The organism is Arthrobacter sp. MSA 4-2, from assembly GCF_016405885.1.
GTDB lineage: Bacteria > Actinomycetota > Actinomycetes > Actinomycetales > Micrococcaceae > Arthrobacter_D.
The window spans coordinates 49,756-68,126 of the sequence record NZ_JAEKGC010000002.1; the positions used below are offsets into that span (position 1 = coordinate 49,756).

15 protein-coding genes are annotated in these 18,371 nt (G+C 64.5%); 7 read left to right on the top strand and 8 right to left on the bottom strand.

Going from position 1 to position 18,371, the window contains the following annotated elements; all coding sequences use genetic code 11:
- Window positions 1-81 precede the first annotated feature (81 nt).
- On the top strand, window positions 82-2,955 hold the full coding sequence (locus I6N91_RS01995; RefSeq protein WP_233091362.1) for an FAD-binding and (Fe-S)-binding domain-containing protein: 2,874 nt from the start codon (window positions 82-84) through the stop codon (window positions 2,953-2,955).
- 550 nt (window positions 2,956-3,505) lie between these two features.
- The gene (locus I6N91_RS02000; RefSeq protein ID WP_198810260.1) at window positions 3,506-3,835 is read left to right on the top strand and encodes a DUF4190 domain-containing protein; all 330 of its coding nucleotides are present in this window, start codon (window positions 3,506-3,508) and stop codon (window positions 3,833-3,835) included.
- A 383-nt stretch (window positions 3,836-4,218) separates the two neighbouring features.
- Here I6N91_RS02000 and I6N91_RS02005 read toward each other — a convergent pair whose 3' ends face one another.
- Window positions 4,219-4,929: a TetR/AcrR family transcriptional regulator gene (locus I6N91_RS02005; RefSeq protein WP_198810261.1), complete on the bottom strand. Its 711-nt coding sequence runs from the start codon at window positions 4,927-4,929 to the stop codon at window positions 4,219-4,221.
- A 136-nt stretch (window positions 4,930-5,065) separates the two neighbouring features.
- Here I6N91_RS02005 and I6N91_RS02010 point away from each other — a divergent pair, with 136 nt between their 5' ends.
- Entirely contained in the window at window positions 5,066-5,818 is a 753-nt protein-coding gene (locus tag I6N91_RS02010; protein ID WP_233091363.1) for a DUF4386 domain-containing protein, read from the top strand.
- A 403-nt stretch (window positions 5,819-6,221) separates the two neighbouring features.
- On the opposite strand, the gene I6N91_RS02015 is transcribed toward I6N91_RS02010, so the two are convergent.
- Together I6N91_RS02015 and I6N91_RS02020 are read right to left on the bottom strand one after the other, a co-directional pair.
- The gene (locus I6N91_RS02015; RefSeq protein WP_198810263.1) at window positions 6,222-7,208 is read right to left on the bottom strand and encodes an NAD(P)-dependent alcohol dehydrogenase; all 987 of its coding nucleotides are present in this window, start codon (window positions 7,206-7,208) and stop codon (window positions 6,222-6,224) included.
- Complete coding sequence (locus tag I6N91_RS02020) at window positions 7,205-7,978, bottom strand: DUF4386 domain-containing protein (protein ID WP_198810264.1); 774 nt, start codon at window positions 7,976-7,978, stop codon at window positions 7,205-7,207. Before I6N91_RS02020 ends, I6N91_RS02015 begins: the two co-directional genes overlap by 4 nt.
- Before the next feature lie 191 nt (window positions 7,979-8,169).
- On the opposite strand from I6N91_RS02020, the gene I6N91_RS02025 reads away from it, so the two are divergent.
- Together I6N91_RS02025 and I6N91_RS02030 are read left to right on the top strand one after the other, a co-directional pair.
- Complete coding sequence (locus tag I6N91_RS02025) at window positions 8,170-8,784, top strand: TetR/AcrR family transcriptional regulator (RefSeq protein ID WP_307843202.1); 615 nt, start codon at window positions 8,170-8,172, stop codon at window positions 8,782-8,784.
- A 63-nt stretch (window positions 8,785-8,847) separates the two neighbouring features.
- The gene (locus I6N91_RS02030; protein ID WP_198810266.1) at window positions 8,848-9,459 is read left to right on the top strand and encodes an HD domain-containing protein; all 612 of its coding nucleotides are present in this window, start codon (window positions 8,848-8,850) and stop codon (window positions 9,457-9,459) included.
- A gap of 301 nt (window positions 9,460-9,760) precedes the next feature.
- Here I6N91_RS02030 and I6N91_RS02035 read toward each other — a convergent pair whose 3' ends face one another.
- Window positions 9,761-10,927: an alpha/beta fold hydrolase gene (locus I6N91_RS02035; RefSeq protein WP_269823043.1), complete on the bottom strand. Its 1,167-nt coding sequence runs from the start codon at window positions 10,925-10,927 to the stop codon at window positions 9,761-9,763.
- A 253-nt stretch (window positions 10,928-11,180) separates the two neighbouring features.
- A complete protein-coding gene (locus tag I6N91_RS02040; RefSeq protein ID WP_233091364.1) occupies window positions 11,181-11,609 on the bottom strand; it encodes a hypothetical protein in 429 nt (142 codons plus the stop codon).
- A 316-nt stretch (window positions 11,610-11,925) separates the two neighbouring features.
- On the opposite strand from I6N91_RS02040, the gene I6N91_RS17010 reads away from it, so the two are divergent.
- Complete coding sequence (locus I6N91_RS17010; RefSeq protein ID WP_233091365.1) at window positions 11,926-12,417, top strand: hypothetical protein; 492 nt, start codon at window positions 11,926-11,928, stop codon at window positions 12,415-12,417.
- A gap of 62 nt (window positions 12,418-12,479) precedes the next feature.
- On the opposite strand, the gene I6N91_RS02050 is transcribed toward I6N91_RS17010, so the two are convergent.
- The 3 genes from I6N91_RS02050 to I6N91_RS02060 form a co-directional block, all read right to left on the bottom strand.
- Window positions 12,480-14,015 (bottom strand): APC family permease, encoded by a 1,536-nt coding sequence (locus I6N91_RS02050; RefSeq protein ID WP_198810269.1) that lies wholly within the window; start codon window positions 14,013-14,015, stop codon window positions 12,480-12,482.
- A gap of 263 nt (window positions 14,016-14,278) precedes the next feature.
- Window positions 14,279-15,688 carry an aldehyde dehydrogenase family protein gene (locus tag I6N91_RS02055; RefSeq protein WP_198810270.1) on the bottom strand — a complete coding sequence of 470 codons (1,410 nt, stop codon included), beginning with the start codon at window positions 15,686-15,688 and terminating at the stop codon, window positions 14,279-14,281.
- A gap of 92 nt (window positions 15,689-15,780) precedes the next feature.
- On the bottom strand, window positions 15,781-16,365 hold the full coding sequence (locus I6N91_RS02060) for a TetR/AcrR family transcriptional regulator (RefSeq protein WP_198810630.1): 585 nt from the start codon (window positions 16,363-16,365) through the stop codon (window positions 15,781-15,783).
- 89 nt (window positions 16,366-16,454) lie between these two features.
- On the opposite strand from I6N91_RS02060, the gene I6N91_RS02065 reads away from it, so the two are divergent.
- The gene (locus tag I6N91_RS02065) at window positions 16,455-18,371 is read left to right on the top strand and encodes a primary-amine oxidase (protein ID WP_198810271.1); all 1,917 of its coding nucleotides are present in this window, start codon (window positions 16,455-16,457) and stop codon (window positions 18,369-18,371) included.

Genomic DNA, 18,371 nt, shown 5'->3' on the forward strand with positions numbered 1-18,371 from the left:
CGCAGGATGGTGGCTGGCCCGTCTTCGGGTCCGCTGGGTCAGGCGTGCCCGGCCAGCACCGCAGTAGGTAGCATGCTATTCATGACCGTGCTGGCCCTGCCGAGCTCCCTGGCCGGTACCCTGCGCGGCCGGGGCATCTCGGACGTCCGAGACGATGAAACCACGCGCTCCGCCTACTCGAGCGACGGCTCCCTGTACCGGGTGAGGCCATCCGTCGTCGTCTTTCCCCGTAACGCGGACGACGTCCTCGCCACCCTGGAGGTGTGCCGCGAACGCGGGGTGCCGGTGACCTCCCGGGGGGCCGGGACGTCGGTGGCCGGCAATGCGGTGGGCAGCGGCGTGGTCCTCGAGTTCAGCCGGTACATGAACCAGGTTCTCGACCTCGATCCGGAGGCCCGCACGGCCGTCGTGCAGCCCGGCGCCGTGCACGCCGCCCTGCAGCGCAGGGCGCTGGCGCAGGGGCTGCGGTTCGGACCGGACCCCTCGACCCACAACCACTGCACCATCGGGGGGATGATCGGCAACAACGCGTGCGGCTCGCGCACCCTGGCCTACGGGCGCACCGTGGACAACGTGACGCACCTCGACGTCGTCACCGGGTCCGGAACCCGCCTGATGCTCGGCCCCGACGGACCACCCTCGACACCGGAGACCGATGCGCTCCGCGCGCTCGTACAGGACGAACTTGGCACGATCCGGACCGAACTCGGCCGGTTCGGACGCCAGGTCTCCGGCTACGCGCTTGAGCATCTGCTGCCCGAGCATCGGTTCGACCTGCGCCGCGCCCTGGTCGGAAGCGAAGGCACCCTGGCGGTGGTACTCGAAGCAGGGGTGCGCCTCGTCGCGGACCCGGCACACCGCACTCTGGTGGTCCTGGGCTTCACCGACATCGGCTCCGCGGGGGACGCGGTGATGGACGTCATGGCGTTCCGCCCCACCGCCTGCGAGGGGCTGGACTCGCGCATCGTCGACGTCGTCCGTAGCCGTAAGGGTGAGCATGCAGTGCCGGAACTGCCCGCGGGTGCCGCCTGGCTTTTCGTCGAGATCGCCGGCGAAGACCCCCTGGAGGTCGCGGACCGCGCCCGGCGCCTCAGCCGGGCGGCGGCCCTCCCGGCGCGGGTGGTCACTGATCCCGCCGACGCGGCGGCGCTGTGGAAGATCCGCGAGGACGGGGCGGGCCTTGCGGGCCGCTCCCCTGCGAACATGCCCGCCCATTCCGGCTGGGAGGACGCGGCCGTACCCCCGGAGCGCCTCGGGGACTACCTTCGGGACTTCGACGCCCTGCTCCTCGACCATCACCTCATGGGCTTTCCGTACGGGCACTTCGGTGACGGATGCGTGCATATCCGCCTCGATGTGCCGTTCGACCGACCCGACGGCAGCGCCCTCTTCCGCAGCTTCATGACCGCCGCCGCCGAACTGGTGGCCCGCTACGGCGGGTCCCTCTCGGGTGAGCACGGTGACGGGCGGGCCCGCAGCGAACTGCTGCCGTACATGTACTCCCCCGCCGCCATCGGGCTCTTCGGGAAGGTCAAGGCGCTGCTCGACCCGGACAATCTGCTCAACCCGGGCGTCATCGTCGATCCCCGGCCGCTCGACGTCGACATCCGGATCGCCGAGGCCAAACCGCTGCGCTCCCACCTCGGCTTCCGCTATCTGCACGACGGCGGCGACTTCAGCCAGGCCGTCCACCGCTGCACCGGGGTGGGCAAGTGCCGCGCGGAGCACACCGACGGCACCGGCGTCATGTGCCCGTCCTACCTCGCCACCCGGGAGGAGAAGGACACGACCCGCGGCCGGGCGCGGGTCCTTCAGGAAATGATCAACAAGGGAGGTGCCGGCTGGCGCTCCCCCGAGGTCCACGAAGCCCTTGACCTGTGCCTGTCCTGCAAGGGATGCGCCTCGGACTGCCCGACCGGTGTCGACATGGCGTCCTACAAGGCCGAGATGCTTCATCAGAGCTACCGCGGACGGCTCCGGCCCGCCTCGCACTACTCGCTCGGGTGGCTGCCGCGGTGGGCGCGCTTTGCCTCATCCGCGCCCCGGCTAAGCAACGCCCTCACCCGGCTGCCGGGCATCGACCGGGCCGGGCTTCGCCTGGCCGGGGTGGATTCCCGGCGCACCATACCCGCCTCCGCACCCCAGGCCTTCTCCTCCTGGTTCCGCGCCCGGCCGGCGTCCGCTCCCGGTTCCGGGGCGCGGCTGCCCGAAGGAGGAGCTCAGGAGGATCAGGCGGCCACCCTACGGCCCCCGGTGCTGCTGTGGGCCGACACCTTCACCAACTACTTCACGCCCGAGGTGGGGCAGGCGGCCGTACGGGTTCTGGAGAAGGCGGGCTTCGAGGTGCGGCTTCCGGGCAAGGCGCTGTGCTGCGGGCTCACATGGATCTCCACCGGCCAACTGGACGCGGCACGGCGGATCCTGGGCGATACGGTCGCCGAACTCGGGCGCATCGCCGACGCCGGCATTCCCATTGTCGGGCTTGAACCCTCCTGCACCGGGGTGCTGCGATCCGACGCCCTGGAGCTCCTCGGCGAGGACACCGCCGGCGCCGTCGCCAAGGCCACCCACACGCTGGCCGAGCTGCTGGCGACAGTCCCCGGCTGGACGCCGCCCCCGATGGAGGGCACGTCCGTCGTGGCCCAGCCTCACTGCCACCACCACGCGGTCATGGGATGGACTCCGGACGCGCAGCTGCTTCGACGCGCGGGCGCCCGGGTGGTGGAGCTGGGCGGGTGCTGCGGACTTGCAGGCAACTTCGGCGTGGAGCGCGGCCACTACGAGGTGTCGGTCGCGGTCGCCGAGCAGCAGCTGCTCCCCGCCGTACGCTCCGCCGACTCCGAAACGGTGATCCTCGCCGACGGTTACTCGTGCCGGACCCAGCTGACCGACCTCAGCGATCGGAAGGGCATTCACCTTGCGCAGCTCCTGGACGGTGCAACGCCCGAGGAGTGACGGCCGACCGGCAGCTGCATCAGGACTCCGTCGCAGTCATAACCATGGCGTCGGAATTTGTGCCAGAACTTTCTCTGTTTTGTTGGTCTGCTCCCGCAAGGACTCCGCGCCCGGTACCTGTTTCCCTGCAATTAACACTCGATTAACAGTTGGGGCGAATTTCCTCTTTCCACGACTAGTGTCTGGGCGTACCGTGATGCGCACCAAACTTATATGGGGGCTTTAGGGAACTGCAGTAGAAGTCATTCCGCCCGTTTCGTCCTGTCCCGATTAGGAGGACGATATGAAAATTGATAGGCAAGGCTTCCGGGTGGCGTCCCTGGGGCTTGTCTTCGTCCTCATTGGGTTGTGGTGGCTGACCCTGCCAGGAATTCCGCGAGAGACGGTTGTTTTCCTTCTTGGGGGCGCCGTGTTCATCGCTGGCGGCGTTCTGAGGTGGCGCGCGGAGCGCCGGCGTCGGGCTGTGGATCGCTCGCCGTAAATTCATCGAACAGCGGGCTCTATATCGAAATTGAAAAGCGAAAAATGATCACTACATGGGGGAATTCGCATGACTCAGGGCTACCAGCAGTCGCCATCAACGAGACGTGAGGAGCGCACCAATCCTGGCAGGTCCCTCGGTATCGCTGGATTCGTCCTGTCGATTCTGGGGCCATTGAGCGCCATCGGGCTGATCCTCAGCATTATCGCCTTCGTCCAGTCAAGGAAGGCGGGAATGAAAAACGGTTTTGCCCTCGCCGGGATCATCATCGGAGCTGCCCTCACCGTCGCCGGGATCACCCTCCTGACCGTCGGTATCACGAGCGTCATTCGAACCTGTGCCGAACTTGGCGACGGAGTCCACGAGCGGAACGGCATCACCTACACCTGCAATGTCTAGGCGGCCGGCAGGAAGCCTCAGGAGTGCTTGCTCCAGGCGTGGGAGCTAGCCCGCATGGCCAAAGACAAATCGAAGTCCGCGGAGACGCGTGAGAACCTGATCCGATCCGCTCGGCACGGGTCCCGGTACGGTGCATTCGTATGGCTGACGATCGGACTGATCCTTTGGGCGGAAGGAGGGAAGCCGGCGTTTGTCACCCTCCTCTTAGTTGGAGGAATGGCTCAGTGGGTGCTCTCTCTGTACCTGAGCACCAGGCTGCCCAAACGGAAGCTTCAGGACCCGCGCGAGTCCTAGGCCTTCTCGGCGCCGGTCGCCCCGCTCACGCACCGGATGCACCCAATGCACCCGATGCACCCGATGACGACGGGAGGGTGCTGATCACCTCAGCGGTGTGGTGGCAGCTCGGTGGGGTTCGGCGGACCGCCAATTCCCGCGAGGACTCTATGCAGTCCCCATACGTACTGTTCAGTGGAGACGTAGGCCGCCATGGTCGACGCCGCCGCCGCGGACAACGGATAGGTGCCGGCGGGAATGGCGGAGAACCCCGCCCGGCGTTCTGCGATGCGCTCTGCTTCTGGCCGCGCCTGACGTGTCTCGCCCAGTTCCGCCACTTCCAAGGCAATTGAGCCGAAGACGTAGACGATGAGCAGGTAGGACGCCCTGGCCGCATCCGAGGGGTGGAGTCCGGAATCGACGAGAATTTCCATCAACCGCTCGTTCAGGGCGAGGGCGTTTGGCCCGTCCATGGGTCCGCCGATCATCAGGCTTACAGCGCCGGGATGGGCCGACAGCCGTTCGCGCAGGTCAAGCGCGAGGTGCTCGATTCTTTGAGTCCAGGGCAGGTTCTCATCCGCCACAATGGCGTGATTGACCTGCCCCAGCAGGTGTTCGACCACGGCCTGAACTACGGCAGCCTTGTCGGGGAAGTACGTGTAGACCGCATTTGGGGCCACCCCGACCTTCGCGGCGATTCCGCGGATGGACGCCGCTGCCGGGCCACCCTCATCAAGGAGGCTCAGCGCCGCTTCGAGGATGTCATCACCGGTCAGTGCTCTGCGGGGGCCCCGACGGGAGATCTTCGCCGTTGTCGTCATGGTTCATTGTCCGTCTGTTGACTTTCATCCTGTACGGCGTACAGTATTTGTACATCGTACAGCACATCCTCGTATTAGGTGGACGGCAATGAACTCCAGCACTCAGGACAGAAGCGTTCTTCGGTCGACAGGGTGGATGTTGGTGGGAAGCGCCCTCGCCTTCGCGGCCGCCGCAACGATCCTGTCGATAACCTTCGACTGGCCCGATGTGCTGCGCGAACCGCCGAGCGTGGTCCTGCCGGCCTTCACCGCCGGCGGGCCCACACTGGTGTGGATCTGGTTTGCGACGGCATGGACCTACGGCCTGCTGGCCGTACCGGTTCTTCTGCTCCCGGCCGCACTGGGCCTGCGGAACCATCCCGTGCTACGGGTGGCGACCTATGCGGGGGCAGCATCGGTGCTGCTGTCCCTGATCGGCTTCCTGCGCTGGGTGTTCGTGGTTCCCCAACTGGCCCGCAGCTACGCCGTCGGCGATGCACAGACGCAGGCGGCCGTCGAGGCGGCGTTTACCGCCCAGCACCAATTCGGCGGGGCTCTGCTGGGCGAACATCTCGGGCAGCTGCTGGTTGTTGGATGGTCGATCGCCCTGAGCCTGGTCATCGTGCGCACGCGGGTCCTGCCGCGCTGGCTCGGCTCCGCGGGAATCATCGTGAGCGTCATCTACCTGCTGAACCAGGGCGACATCCTCGCCACCGCCGTCCCCGGCTTCCCGGTGTGGGAACCGGCGGGCCTTCTCGGCAGCACCGGGTGGGGACTGTGGGTGGCCGCCCTGGGCGTCTGCATCCTGCGCCGCCCGTCGAGGGCAGCCGCTGACCCGACCGCCCTCACTTCCACGGCTCCTAACGAAACCCGGTCGACTGCAACCGGACAAAGGATTCGATCAGCATGAACAGCACCCAAGCATCCCGGTCCGCTTTCCTGCGCGAATGGCTCCTGTGGACCGCCGGATTCGCCGTCCTGCCGCTGGCCGGCTAGATCGGCACCCTTGCAGTGCGTGGGCCGGGGCGCTGCCCGCACTGTGGGCGCTGGGGTAGAGTATCACCACCCTGATCGGCGTCGGGGTCGGTGCGCAATTCATTGTCTTTGGCTCCAGCGGTGCCTTGGTCTTCGCGGCGGCCTCCGGACTCCTGCTCCACCGGCTTCTCCCCACCGACCGGCCACCCGCGCAGCCACCGGCCCGGTGCTCACCGCCAAGGCGGCGGCATGAACGCGGAACTGCACGTGGTCTTCGGCGCCGGACTGTAGCGGCGCAGTCGGCCGGTGTCGCCCACCACCGCCACCGCTGGGACGGCCTACTCCCCTGAAGTTTCCAGAGAGATGACGACACTGCCCTTTTTGTGCCCCGTTTCCACCTGGGCATGCGCGGAGGCGGCGTCGTTCAGGCCGTAGATCCGGTCAATGACCGGAACGAGGTGTCCGGAAGCCGCCAGATCGCCGATGAACGTGACGTCCCGAGCCATGGCCGGAGCCTTTCGAAGCCCTGTGAACGCGATACCCGCCCTGGTCCTGCCGACCATGCGGGTCACCAGAGCCCACATCAGGATTGATAAGGAGGGAACTGTTGTCAGGTAGGTCCCGCCGGGCTTCAGGAGCCGCCGGCTTCGGGTGTAGGAGCTCTTGCCCACCGCGTCGAAGACGACGTCGTACGCCCGGGTGGTCTGTGTGAAATCCTCCACCGTGTAATCGATGACGTGGTCGGCGCCGAGGGACTTCACCAGTTCGAGGTTCGCGGTGCTGCAGACCGCGGTGACAGCTGCTCCAAAATGCTTGGCGAGCTGGACGGCCGCCGTACCCACCGCGCCAGAGGCACCGTTGATCAGAATGGACTGTCCGGCCTTCAGCCCGGCGGCGTCCCGGAGGAAGGGCAGCGCGGTGAGGGCGCCGTCAAGGACTGCCACGGCGTCCGCAGGCACCAAGCCCTCGGGCATCGAGGCGATGACGCCGTCTTCGGACACGGTGACGTACTCGGCATGAGCCCCGAGACGCGGTCCCACCGATCCCATGACCCGGTCTCCGATACTGAACTTGACCACCGCACTTCCGACGGCCCGTACTTCGCCGGCGAAGCCGGTCCCCAGGACCGGAAAACGCGGCCGCACCAGGCCGAAGTAGAGCCGGGCGAAGGGGTCCCGGCCGGCCCGGGCAGTGCATTCGGCGCCGGAAACGACGGTGGCAAAGGTGCGGATCAACACCTCGCCCTCTCTCGGAACGGGGGTGGGAATCTCTTCTACGCGGACGGTCTCTGGCGCGCCATAAGTGCGGCTGGTGATCGCCTTCATGCGGAGACGGGAGCAAACTGAGCGGCTGCTGGATGGGCAGGGCGTGGAGTACGCACCCCAACGGTGAGCAGGTACAGGACCATCCAAATCTCCCCGATGGCGGGCACGATGCCGAGATACACATGGACCTGCCCGGCGAGGTCCGGGAAACCGAACGCGGCGATGACGTCGGTCAGGTAACTGACCGTGGCCAGGATCAGGACGATGCCGAGCGCTTTGGGGAACAGTCTGGACTTCACGGCGAGGTACCCGAGGGGTGCCAGCCACAGGCCGAAGAAGACCTGTGCGGCGAGGACGGCGTAGTGCTGGATCTCCAGCAGGAGAAACACGAGCACATCGGAGCCCAGCGGCCCGAGCGCCGCTGCGTAGGAACCGTCCGTAGCCACCTGAAGCGATACAAAGGTGAAAACCGCACTGACCGAGATGATGCCGGCGGCGACGATCACGGCCACCACCATCAGCCGGCCAGCATGCTTCCCTGCGTGCTTGAGCAAAAGGTAGAGCGTCACGGCGGTAAGAAGGAAGAAGACCGCATCCGCGAGGTGGGCAACGACGCCCAGCCGTATGAGCCCTGGGTTGGCCACTACGTTCCCGGCGGTGGCCGCCGCGTCACCTGCTACATGCAACGAGGGATCCACGAAGCCCTCGGAGAAGCCCCCCGTGATTCCCACCGCCAGGTAGAACACCCCCGCGATCCGCGCCAGGCGTTTAAGGGAGGCCGGCGGCAGCCCTCCCGGAGCCTCGGAGAATATGCCGTTCGGAGACGTCATGGCTGATCCCTTCCGTGTGAGAACGCGGGCAGATCCACGTCGTGCGTACAGCGTACATCTGGTAACGTACTAAGTACACAGTTAGGGCAAAGCAGTTGGGGAACCGGCTGCTGACCAAGAAAGGAGCGTCGATGCCGGTGGCGACGAGTAACACAGAGAGCGCCCGAACCCCCTTGACCAGGGAACGGGTCGTGCAGGCCGCCGTTCAGCATGCCGACGGTGCGGGGCTGGAGGGGCTGACGATGCGCCATGTCGCGAAGGCACTGAATGTTGCGCCGATGGCTCTCTACCGCCACGTGGCAAACAGGGAGGACCTCATCGATGCGATGATCGACGTCGTTTTCGGCGAGATCGCACTCCCCCTCGGTGGTGCCGGCTGGAAACCAGCAATGCGAGAACGGGCCCTCTTACTTCGTGATGCTCTTGCACGCCACCGGTGGGCAATCGGGTTGATGGAGTCCCGCCTGCGGCCCGGGCCGGCGAACCTGCGGCACCACGACGCAGTGATCGGCAAACTCCGCTCGGCCGGCTTCGACATCGCCATGGTGGCACACGCCTACTCGTTGCTGGATGGCTACATCTACGGCTTCGCCCTCACCCGGATGAATATGCCGTTCGATACCGACGCTGACATGGATGCCATGGCGCAGCACATGTTCGAGCCCTTCCCCGCCAATGAGTATCCGAACCTTGCGGAATTCGTGAACACTCACGTTTTGAAGCCCGGCTACGACTACACCGAGGAATTCGAGTACGGCCTCGAGGTGATTCTGGACGGACTGGAAGCGGCGCTGGGCACAGACTGATCCGGCCCCCGGAGCCATTCTGACTTCCCCGGGTCGCTTGCGTTCGTCTGCGACGATGTCTCTATGCGTCTGCACGACTTCACCGCTCCAAGCACCCAGGCAGCCCGGGCCGCTTTCGAACTGGCAGCTTCGTATCATTCTCCCGCGCTGCTCAACCACGTGATCCGATCCTGGCTGTGGGCAGAGGCATTCGCCCTGCTCGAGGAACGGCAGAACGTAGATCATGAGCTGCTGTACACCTCCGCAATGCTGCACGACATCGGGATCGTCCCTGCTTTTGACAACGTTGCGCTCTCCTACGAGGAAGCCGGCGGGCACGTGGCGGTCGCGCTCACCGCTGGCGCCGGCTGGCCGCCCGACCGACGACAGCGCGCACTCGAGGTGATCGTGCGGCACAACTGGCCGTCGGTGGATCCCGCAATGGATGTGGAGGGGTACCTGCTGGAGGTCGCAACGGGCCTGGACATCAGTGGCTCCCGAGCGGACGTCCTTCCACACGGCTTCGTGCGAGAGGTTCTCTCCGCCTATCCCCGCCTCACGCTCGCCGATGAATTCACCGCGCGCGTGACGGACCAGGCCTCGCGAAAGCCCGACACAGCGGCTCACCGGCTCGTCCACGACGGCGTCGCCGCAAAGCTGACGAATCATCCGCTGGAGCAAGACCCAAGCGCGTAGGCGAATGCGCCGGCAGGCCGTGTGCACCCGGACAAGCGGAAGTGATGTCTTACAGTGAGGCATGCACCTGACACGGAACCACCATCAATCGCCCGCTCGGCAATGGGCGTCCGTCGTCCTGATCGCACTCCTGTCCGCGGGACTCTGGGTTGGCTGGTTTGCATGGGATACCGAGTACCAGTACGACGCGTCCACCGGCGAAATGGCCGGACCATACGAAGTCTGGCAGGGAGTGGGAGCGTTCTTGTGCGGCATTGTGGTGGCAGGGCTTGCCTACCGGCTTCTGCCCTTTGGCGTCGCTCTAGTGGTCCTCCCGGTTTCCTTCACCCTCGCGTGGATCGGCACGGCGGCCGTCAGCGATGTGACTGGCCTGTGGATGGTAGGGGCGATACTGGTCGCTTTTGGCACCACCCTGGGCGCGGTTGTGCTGCTCGGCATCGCGGCCGCCGTCGTAACGGTCCACCGGGGACAATCGCCGACGAGCTCTGCTGCCTGAAGTCCGCTCTTCAGGATCACGGACCTGCTGCGCCCTCATCACACTGAAGGGGCCGCTGCGCGGGCGGGCGTAGTTTCCTGCCAGGTCAGGGTCTGCGAGCTCCGTTGGGAGCGGTTGTGACGTGATGTGTGCCAGTACGGTCTGGGCGAAAAGGTCCGGGTTTTGGCCGTTCCACGCGTGTCCGACCGCGGGTGCGATTCGTGCTTGCGCATGCGGGAAAGCGGCGGCAATTTTCGTGAGTGACTCAAGGATGAGAGGGTGCTCGTTCGCCCCGGCGGTGGCGAGGACCCGTGTGGGACAGGTGGCTGCGGTGGCCGGAAGCCGATAGTTCATGAGTTCCTCGCCGATCGCGGTGAACGTGCCCTTGGCCATGGACCGGGCGGCGGCGACGTAGCCCTGGTAGTCCTCTGGTGGGATAGCCAGCGACCGCGCATTGGCACGCAGCATCACCCCGCTGCGTACAAAGGAGGCCATCAGGTGACCGGTGGCCCGCATCAGCCTGGGGCGTGGAAAAGGGAGTACGTTGACGCCACTGACCAAGGCACTCTCCACCTTTTCCGGGTGCGCGGCTGTGATCTCGAGGGCGAGGTAACCGCCCAACGACAGCCCCACCACGTGTGCGATACCGTCAACCGTCGTCTCGTCAATGATCTGGGTTAGGGCGAGGACCGTATCGTCGATCGATACCCACGGTCGAGAGGCGTTGTGGCCATGACCGGGTAAGTCGACCATGACCAGGCGGACAGCGCCCTCTAGCCGATCGACTAAGCCCCGCCACATCCAGCTTGTCGTACCGACTCCGTGCAGGATGATGCACGTCGGCGCACCGTCGGGGCCGGTGACCGTAGCGGCCAGGGCTGTCGGTGACGAGCGCACGGGCTGCGCCAGCGGGGTGCCTCGGTTCGGCCGGAGCAGCGGGAGGCCAAAGATTCGGGCCGCGGAGCCGCGTCCGTGTCTTTCAGGCAGGACCATCACTCTCCGGACCCTGTCCGCGTCTCAAGTGGCAGCAGTCGATGCAATGCGTCCATGACCCCTGCCGTAGTTGCAAGTGGCTCTGCAGCGCCGATCACGAGACGGAGCCGCAGGTGCCCTTCTTGAAGGATCAAAGTGGTCATGTGTCAACGTTATCGCCCGTGCGAACATTGTCAACGCTGATAATGCTTATCCATGAGATCCGCCAGAGGCTCTCCCACATTCGTGACTGGCCTTCTCCCCGGCCCCAGAACTAGCGAGCACCTGCATTCCCCTGCACACGGCACGACTTGAAGAACTCCCGCAGATTCGCCGTGTCGCCGCGGCGGGCCGTCTTTACCAGCGATGCCTCAAACACTTCCGGGTTCTGATGCACGGTCTCAATTATCGGCAGGGACGTGTACTTCTCGATCTCAGCCATGGCAGCATCCTCGCGCACCGAATCACCGGAATCGGCGGCGCCAATGTATTCCGCCATCCAGGCACAGAGCCAGTAATCGGCGACAGCGACCTCCTCAACCCCCTCCTCGATCACAACGTCCTGATCTTTAGAGACGGCGCCAACTGACTCGGTCGACCACGAGAAACCGTCCGGCAGCTCTTCGGGAAATTCCTCAATCGCCCTGAGTCTGTTCGCGGCCATATCCTCCTGACCGATGAACCGGGATGGCTCCCCCGCCATCGTCCTTCCGGTCAGATCGCCCTCAGACCGCGCAGACTCCGGTGACGGCTGCACGGGCGCGCTGGACCCGGGAGATGCCGACCGTGCGGGCGGGTCGGCAGCAACTCCACATCCCGCGAGGAACGTGGTGGCAGCAACGGCACAGCACAACAGAATTCGCGATCGCATGGTCTTCCCCGGTTCCCCACCCCCCATGGGCAGTTCAAGAACCATAACCCAGCTGGAGCGTCCGCCGGGCCGGCAGGAAGCGCAACGGTACGGAAACGAATGTCGGTTATCGGGGAAACCACACGCAGTCGGCACCACAATAGGGGTCATGAAGATTCCGTTCAGGTGGTCCAGCAGCAGGACCGAAGGGCGGTTTGCCCTTGCCGCCGTGGTCGGGGCTGCGTTAATCACCGTCGCCAGCGGATGCTCCTCTTACATGTTCGCCGAACCGCCCTGCTTCCCGCCCGACTACTCTGTCACTCCAACCGACGCGACGCCGGGAGAGATGGTAACCGTTGCAGCACCAGAGGCCGACTGCAATCCGCGGTACGGAGAAAACGCGCAGATTCAGGTAGTTGTCACCGATGAACGAGGCGTCGAGGTCATCAACGTGACAGCTCCAATGACCGATGCCGGCGCGTTCACGTACACCTTCCGTGTCCCGGCCCAGATGGCGGTCGGAGAAGCGGCCGTCACCGCGACCCCGCACAATGTCGACTGGTGCGACGACACCGGCAGGAACAACCGGGCACGAGGCACTGTGGGCCTGGAGCGGGCATCCTGTGTGGAGCCGCGCAAGCCGCTCACCATCACGCTCTAGCCCGCTCTCGGGCTTGCACCCGACATCAAGGGCACACCCGCCGCTACCACCCCCGCGGTCGCTCAGGACAGCTCGTCGCGGACAAACTCTTCATTTTCTGGCCCGGCGATGCGTGAGAAGAGATAGCCGGCAAGAAGGACCACGAAGGGTAGTGCGATCAGGACCCAGCCCAGCGGGCTTAGTCCCCACGGCTGCACCGAGGGATCCACGCCCTCCGCGGTTGTGCCGGCCAACAGGCCAAAGCGCGACATGAGGAGATATTCACCCACCAGGAGCCCGACAAATGCCACGACCGGCGCGATTACTGTAGTGAAAATGCCTTCCTCGCCCTTATTTTTGCGGAAGTAGGCGATAACGGCGAGACAGACCAGCGCCTCGATGAGCACGATCGCCACCACTGCCAGGCCGCTGAACCAGTAGAACATGTTCAGGATCGGCTCAAGCTGGAAAAGCGTGAAGAGCAGGATAACCGCGCCCGTGACGGCGGATGTCGCAAGTGAAGCACTCTGGGGAGCGCCCTTGGCATTGACCCTTGCCAACCCTCCGGGAAGCACCCCGCCACGTCCTAGAGCAAAGACGTAGCGGCTGGCTGCATTTTGGAATGCCAGGAGTCCGGCGAACAGGCTCGAGAGCACAAGAATGCTCATGAGCGTGGCCATCCATCCGCCAACGTATTCGGAGGCCAGGGTGAACAGGACCGCGGCGGGATCGGCAAGCGGAACTTCGTCCACCGTCGAGTAAGTCACCGTGGCTTCGACTGCCTTGGACGCTCCCATGCCCGTCACCAGCGCGAAAGCAGTGACAGCAAACAAAGCCGTTATCAGCACAACCGCCAGGTAGGTGGCCCGCGGGACGATTCGCTTCGGATCTTTCGATTCCTCGCCATAGATGGCCGTGGCTTCGAATCCGATAAAGGAGGCAAACGCGAAGGCAAATGCGATTCCGGCCGAACCGGCCAGTCCGCCTGCCAGGATGGCCTGCGGCGAGAAGGAAGCCGCGAAGTCGTAACCCTCGGGACCGCCGTCGATAAGAATTGCGGCGGCGGTGATCGCGAGCGAGAGAACCTCCAGCAGCATCAACGCTCCAAGCACTTTCGCTCCGACATCGACGCTTGCCAGCGACAGGACGGTTATGACCGCCCATGCGATCAGTGTCCAAAACCACCACGGCAGGTCAAGTCCAAGGGCACCGATTTGCCCCGCCATCAAGCCGCCAAAGAAGCCGAAGATTGCGAGCTGAATGGCGACATAGGCGATCAACGACACGAACGCGGAGCCGAGACCGAGGTGAGTTCCCATGCCTCGGCCGATGTAGGCGAAGAAGGCACCGGCATTGGTAACGCGCTGACTCATCGCGGAGTAGCCGACGCTGAACAGTAGAAGTGTCAGCCCGACGACCAGGTAGGCGCCTGGGGCGGCCGCGCCGTTTCCCAGTACGATGGCGATCGGCACGGCTCCGGTCATTCCGACGAGAGGCGCCGCAGCGGCTACGACGAAGAAGACAACGCCGATGACGCCAAGCCGCCCCCGTCGCAGCGTCGTCCTTGATTCATTGGTAGAGCTCGATCCACCGGAGGCGATCGTTTCGGTTCGGTCCATGAACTGTCTCCTCGATGAGCCTTCCCGACGACGTTGTGAAAGGCGCAACAATCCTCGGATAGTTGGTGTGCTGATGGATATCGGCCAATGAAGTGCCTAGTGGGAGCATGAAGGACGGACTTCGGTCGCCGTCACCTCAACTAGCCCGCGCTCCGCCCATGGAGAGCCCGGGACGGACACAACGCACCGAGATGGTGTGCTGCGGATCCGCCCCGCGTCGCTTCCTGCTTGCATGCTTGCTTGCTTGCTTGCTTGTGAAGCTCTTATCCGTTGATTACCTGCGGAACTGCTACGGCCTTCAGGCCCTCAACACCGAACTCCAGACCGTAGCCGGACTGCTTGATGCCGCCGAACGGGACGCGGGGGTCGACTGCGCCGTGCTTGTTGATCCACACAGTGCCGGCCTCGATTCGCGCAGCCACCTCGCGTGCGGCCGACACGTCGGAGGACCACACTGATGCGCCCAGGCCTACCTCCAGGGCGTTCGCCTTGGTGATGGCCTCGTCGACGGTGCTATAGCGGATGATCGGCAGGACCGGGCCGAACTGCTCCTCGGCCACCAGTGGGTTCTCGTTGTCAATGTCGGCAACCAGAGTCGTCGGGTAAAAGTACCCTGGCTGGTCTGGATTCGGGTTACCGCCAATAAGCACGCGCGCTCCGGAGTCCTTCGCGGAGTCCACCAGGCGGGTCACAATGTCGAACTGGGCCTTGTTCTGCAGCGGGCCGAGGACGCTCGTTTCATCAAGCCCGACGCCCATTGGCATCACCTCAGCGATGGCGGTCAGCGCCTCACAGACGTCGTCATAGATGTCCTCGTGCACATAGAGGCGCTTCAACGCGGCACAGGTCTGTCCGGTATTGATGAAGGCGCCCCAGAAAAGTCCTTCCGCGATCGCCTTAGGGTCGGCATCCGGCAGGACGATGCCGGCGTCATTCCCGCCCAGTTCGAGCGTTAGGCGCTTGATGCTGTCGGCCGAGGACCTAATGATCGCCTTGCCCGTCGCAGTAGATCCGGTGAACATGATCTTCCCGATCGCCGGGTGCTCGGTCATCCGCGCGCCCACCTCGCGATCGCCTGAGACTACCGTCAGGAGGCCGGCCGGCAGCTCCTGATTGATCACGTGCGCCAGTGCAAGGACACTCAGGGGCGTGTACTCCGACGGTTTGACGACGACGGCGTTTCCCATCCGGAGCGCTGGAGCAATCTGCCAGATGGTGATCATCATCGGCCAGTTCCAGGGTCCGATTGCCCCGATCACGCCGATGGGGCGGTAGTGGATCTGGGCGAAGGTCTCCCCGTCGTCGGCTACGGTCTGGGGCTCCAGTTCTGTGGTGGCGGCTGCGCGCAGCCATGCCGAGCACGCGCCGACCTCGAAACGGGCGTTGGGCCCGTTGAGGGGCTTGCCCTGCTCGCGGGAGAGAAGGTTGGCCAGTTCCTCAGCGGAGCGGTCGATGGCATCGGCAGCCTTCAGCAGCGCCTCACTGCGCGCTTCGTGTCCGAGCGCTGCCCATGCGGGCTGGGCCGCTTCCGCCGCGGAGATCGCGGCTTCAAGATTTTCGACGGTGTGGACGGGTGCCTCGCCGACGGCCTCACCGGTTGCCGGATCCAGAATGGTGCGGGTAGGGCCCGATTCCCGAGTGATCGAGGCGAGAAGCGCGTCGTAGGTTTTCATGGTGCTCCACTTCGTAGGCGGATGTGTCGTAGGACACATTTGCTACAGAGTAAACCCGGTCTGGATTTTCCACAACGGTCGAATTTAAGACGTCACAGGTTCGCCAGGAAGCCATCCAGCTGATGGATATAGGACGGAAGGTTCTCCTCCGGTCCCGTTAGGGCGGCGGTGATCTGTGCGCCCAGACACAAGTTCATGAGCTGTTCCCGGATCACGTCATCCGGAACACCGGTCGTGATGACCCCCGCCTGCCGCGCCTCCCCGAGGTGGCGCATCAGTGCGAGGCGCCATTGCGCCATTGACTCCCGGTGGATAGCCATTTTGTGCGAATCGGTGATGGCCTTCTGCCAGAACGGAATGACGATGCGGGCTTCGCTGACCTTCTCCTCATCTACGGGCAGCACCTCCAAACCAAGGGCCCGAATTGCGGTTATGCCTGTCTGATTGAAGGTGGACAAGGCAATCCGTTGGTTGGTGCGGTTGAAGACGTGGCGAAAGGCGAAGGTGAGCAGGTCGTCTTTGGTGGGAAAGTAGGGCTTCAAAGCCCCATTGGAAAAGCCGGCCTCAACCGCAATGTCGCGCATGGTCGCACCCTCCATCCCCCGCCGGGCGATGATCCGCCAGGTGGCGTCCACGAGCTCCAACCGGCGCTGGTCATGGTCGACGATCTTCGGCACTTGTTTTTCTCCCTGCTCTGAACTCTTGTGATCCACACTACAGCGCGCATATTCTACGGAGATAGAAAAACTACCCGACTGAGGATGCCATGACTACGTCCCCCACAGCGACCGTCAATTCTTACACTCTGGCCACAGCCGAAGAAATCGTCGACGTGCAGAAGATCCTTCGGGACCACGACCTCCTCGGGTCAACCAGGAGGATCGCGTACCTCGGACTCGTTGATCCGGGCCGCGCATCGGCTGCAGGCGACGACGGCCGCCGCTTCCGAGTCTTTCTTCACGACATCTCCGGCTCGGCTCCGCTGGATGTGGTCGTCTCCACAACCACCGGACAGGTGCTTTCCACGGTGGAGCTCGACACCTCGGCCACCGGTGAACTCCCCGTACTCGAAGAGGAGTTCGCTGTAGTGGAGGAGCTGCTGTCCACCGATGACCGATGGCTGGCCGCCCTCGCCGACAGAAATCTCGACGTCTCCAACGTCAGGGTCGCACCGCTTTCCGCGGGGGTGTTCGAATACGCAGAGGAAAAGGGCCGCCGGATCCTCCGCGGGCTCGCGTTCGTCCAGGAGCACGAGACGGACAGCGCGTGGGCACACCCGATTGACGGGCTGGTTGCCTACGTCGACGTCGTCAGCAGAGTGGTTACCCAGATTCTGGATCTCGGGCCTATGCCCGTGCCGCAGGAGCACGGAAATTACACGGACCCCGAGCTGACGGGGCCGCTGCGCACCAGCCAGAAACCGATCAGTATCACCCAGCCCGAGGGGCCGAGCTTCGCCGTAACGAACGGCAACCACGTCGAGTGGGAGAACTGGAGTGTCGATGTTGGCTTTGATGTCCGCGAGGGGGTGGTCCTTCATAACCTCTCGTTCAATGACCACGGCCGGGATCGGCCCATTATCAAGCGGGCCTCCATCGCGGAGATGGTGGTTCCGTATGGCGACCCGTCGCCCGTCCGGTCGTGGCAGAACTACTTTGACACCGGCGAGTACCTCGTGGGTCAGTACGCCAATTCGCTCGAACTTGGCTGCGACTGCCTGGGCCACATTACCTACCTCAGTCCGGTGATCAGCGATGCCTTCGGAAACCCGCGCGAAATCCGAAACGCGATCTGCATGCACGAGGAGGACTGGGGAATTCTCGCCAAGCACAGCGACCTCTGGTCCGGGATCAACTACACCCGCCGCAACCGACGTCTCGTCATTTCCTTTTTCACCACCGTGGGCAACTACGACTACGGGTTCTACTGGTACCTCTATCTGGACGGCACCATCGAGTTCGAGGCGAAAGCGACCGGCGTCGTTTTCACCAGCGCGTACTCCGAGAGTGCATCGGCGAACATGTCCCAGCTCGCGCCCGGCCTGGGGGCCCCGTTCCATCAGCACCTCTTCAGCGCCCGTCTCGATATGGCGGTCGACGGCTTCACCAACCGGGTCGAGGAAGAAGACGTTGTCCGGCAACCCCTTGGGCACGACAATCCGCGCGGCAACGCATTCTCGCGGAAGCGGACTGCCCTTACGAGAGAGTCGGAGAGCGTGCGTGAGGCAGACTCCCGAAACGGCCGTACCTGGGTGATCTCCAACCCCGAGTCCCGCAACCGGTTAGGGGAACCCGTCGCCTACAAGCTGCATGCGCAGGGGCAGCCCACCCTCCTAGCCGCCCCAGATTCTTCGATTGCCCGGCGTGCGGCTTTCGCCACCAAGGACCTCTGGGTGACCCGGTTCGCTGAGGATGAGCGCTACCCCACCGGCGACTTCGTCAACCAGCACGTCGGCGGAGCCGGGCTGCCGGCCTATGTGGCCCAGGACCGCGACATCGACGGGCAGGACCTCGTGGTGTGGCACACCTTCGGTCTGACACATTTTCCGCGCATGGAGGACTGGCCGATCATGCCGGTGGACACAGTTGGCTTCAAGCTTCGGCCGGAAGGTTTCTTCGACCGCAGTCCTGTCCTTGATGTCCCACCGAACGCACCAGCTTCGGGCGGCCACTGCCACAGCTAG

Coding starts and splice junctions, on each gene's coding strand:
- I6N91_RS01995 (WP_233091362.1), top strand. CDS start 82: ATGACCGTGCTGGCCCTGCCGAGCTCCCTGGCCGGTACCCTGCGCGGC.
- I6N91_RS02000 (WP_198810260.1), top strand. CDS start 3,506: ATGACTCAGGGCTACCAGCAGTCGCCATCAACGAGACGTGAGGAGCGC.
- I6N91_RS02005 (WP_198810261.1), bottom strand. CDS start 4,929: ATGACGACAACGGCGAAGATCTCCCGTCGGGGCCCCCGCAGAGCACTG.
- I6N91_RS02010 (WP_233091363.1), top strand. CDS start 5,066: ATGTTGGTGGGAAGCGCCCTCGCCTTCGCGGCCGCCGCAACGATCCTG.
- I6N91_RS02015 (WP_198810263.1), bottom strand. CDS start 7,208: ATGAAGGCGATCACCAGCCGCACTTATGGCGCGCCAGAGACCGTCCGC.
- I6N91_RS02020 (WP_198810264.1), bottom strand. CDS start 7,978: ATGACGTCTCCGAACGGCATATTCTCCGAGGCTCCGGGAGGGCTGCCG.
- I6N91_RS02030 (WP_198810266.1), top strand. CDS start 8,848: ATGCGTCTGCACGACTTCACCGCTCCAAGCACCCAGGCAGCCCGGGCC.
- I6N91_RS02035 (WP_269823043.1), bottom strand. CDS start 10,927: ATGGTCCTGCCTGAAAGACACGGACGCGGCTCCGCGGCCCGAATCTTT.
- I6N91_RS02040 (WP_233091364.1), bottom strand. CDS start 11,609: ATGGCGGGGGAGCCATCCCGGTTCATCGGTCAGGAGGATATGGCCGCG.
- I6N91_RS17010 (WP_233091365.1), top strand. CDS start 11,926: ATGAAGATTCCGTTCAGGTGGTCCAGCAGCAGGACCGAAGGGCGGTTT.
- I6N91_RS02050 (WP_198810269.1), bottom strand. CDS start 14,015: ATGGACCGAACCGAAACGATCGCCTCCGGTGGATCGAGCTCTACCAAT.
- I6N91_RS02055 (WP_198810270.1), bottom strand. CDS start 15,688: ATGAAAACCTACGACGCGCTTCTCGCCTCGATCACTCGGGAATCGGGC.
- I6N91_RS02065 (WP_198810271.1), top strand. CDS start 16,455: ATGACTACGTCCCCCACAGCGACCGTCAATTCTTACACTCTGGCCACA.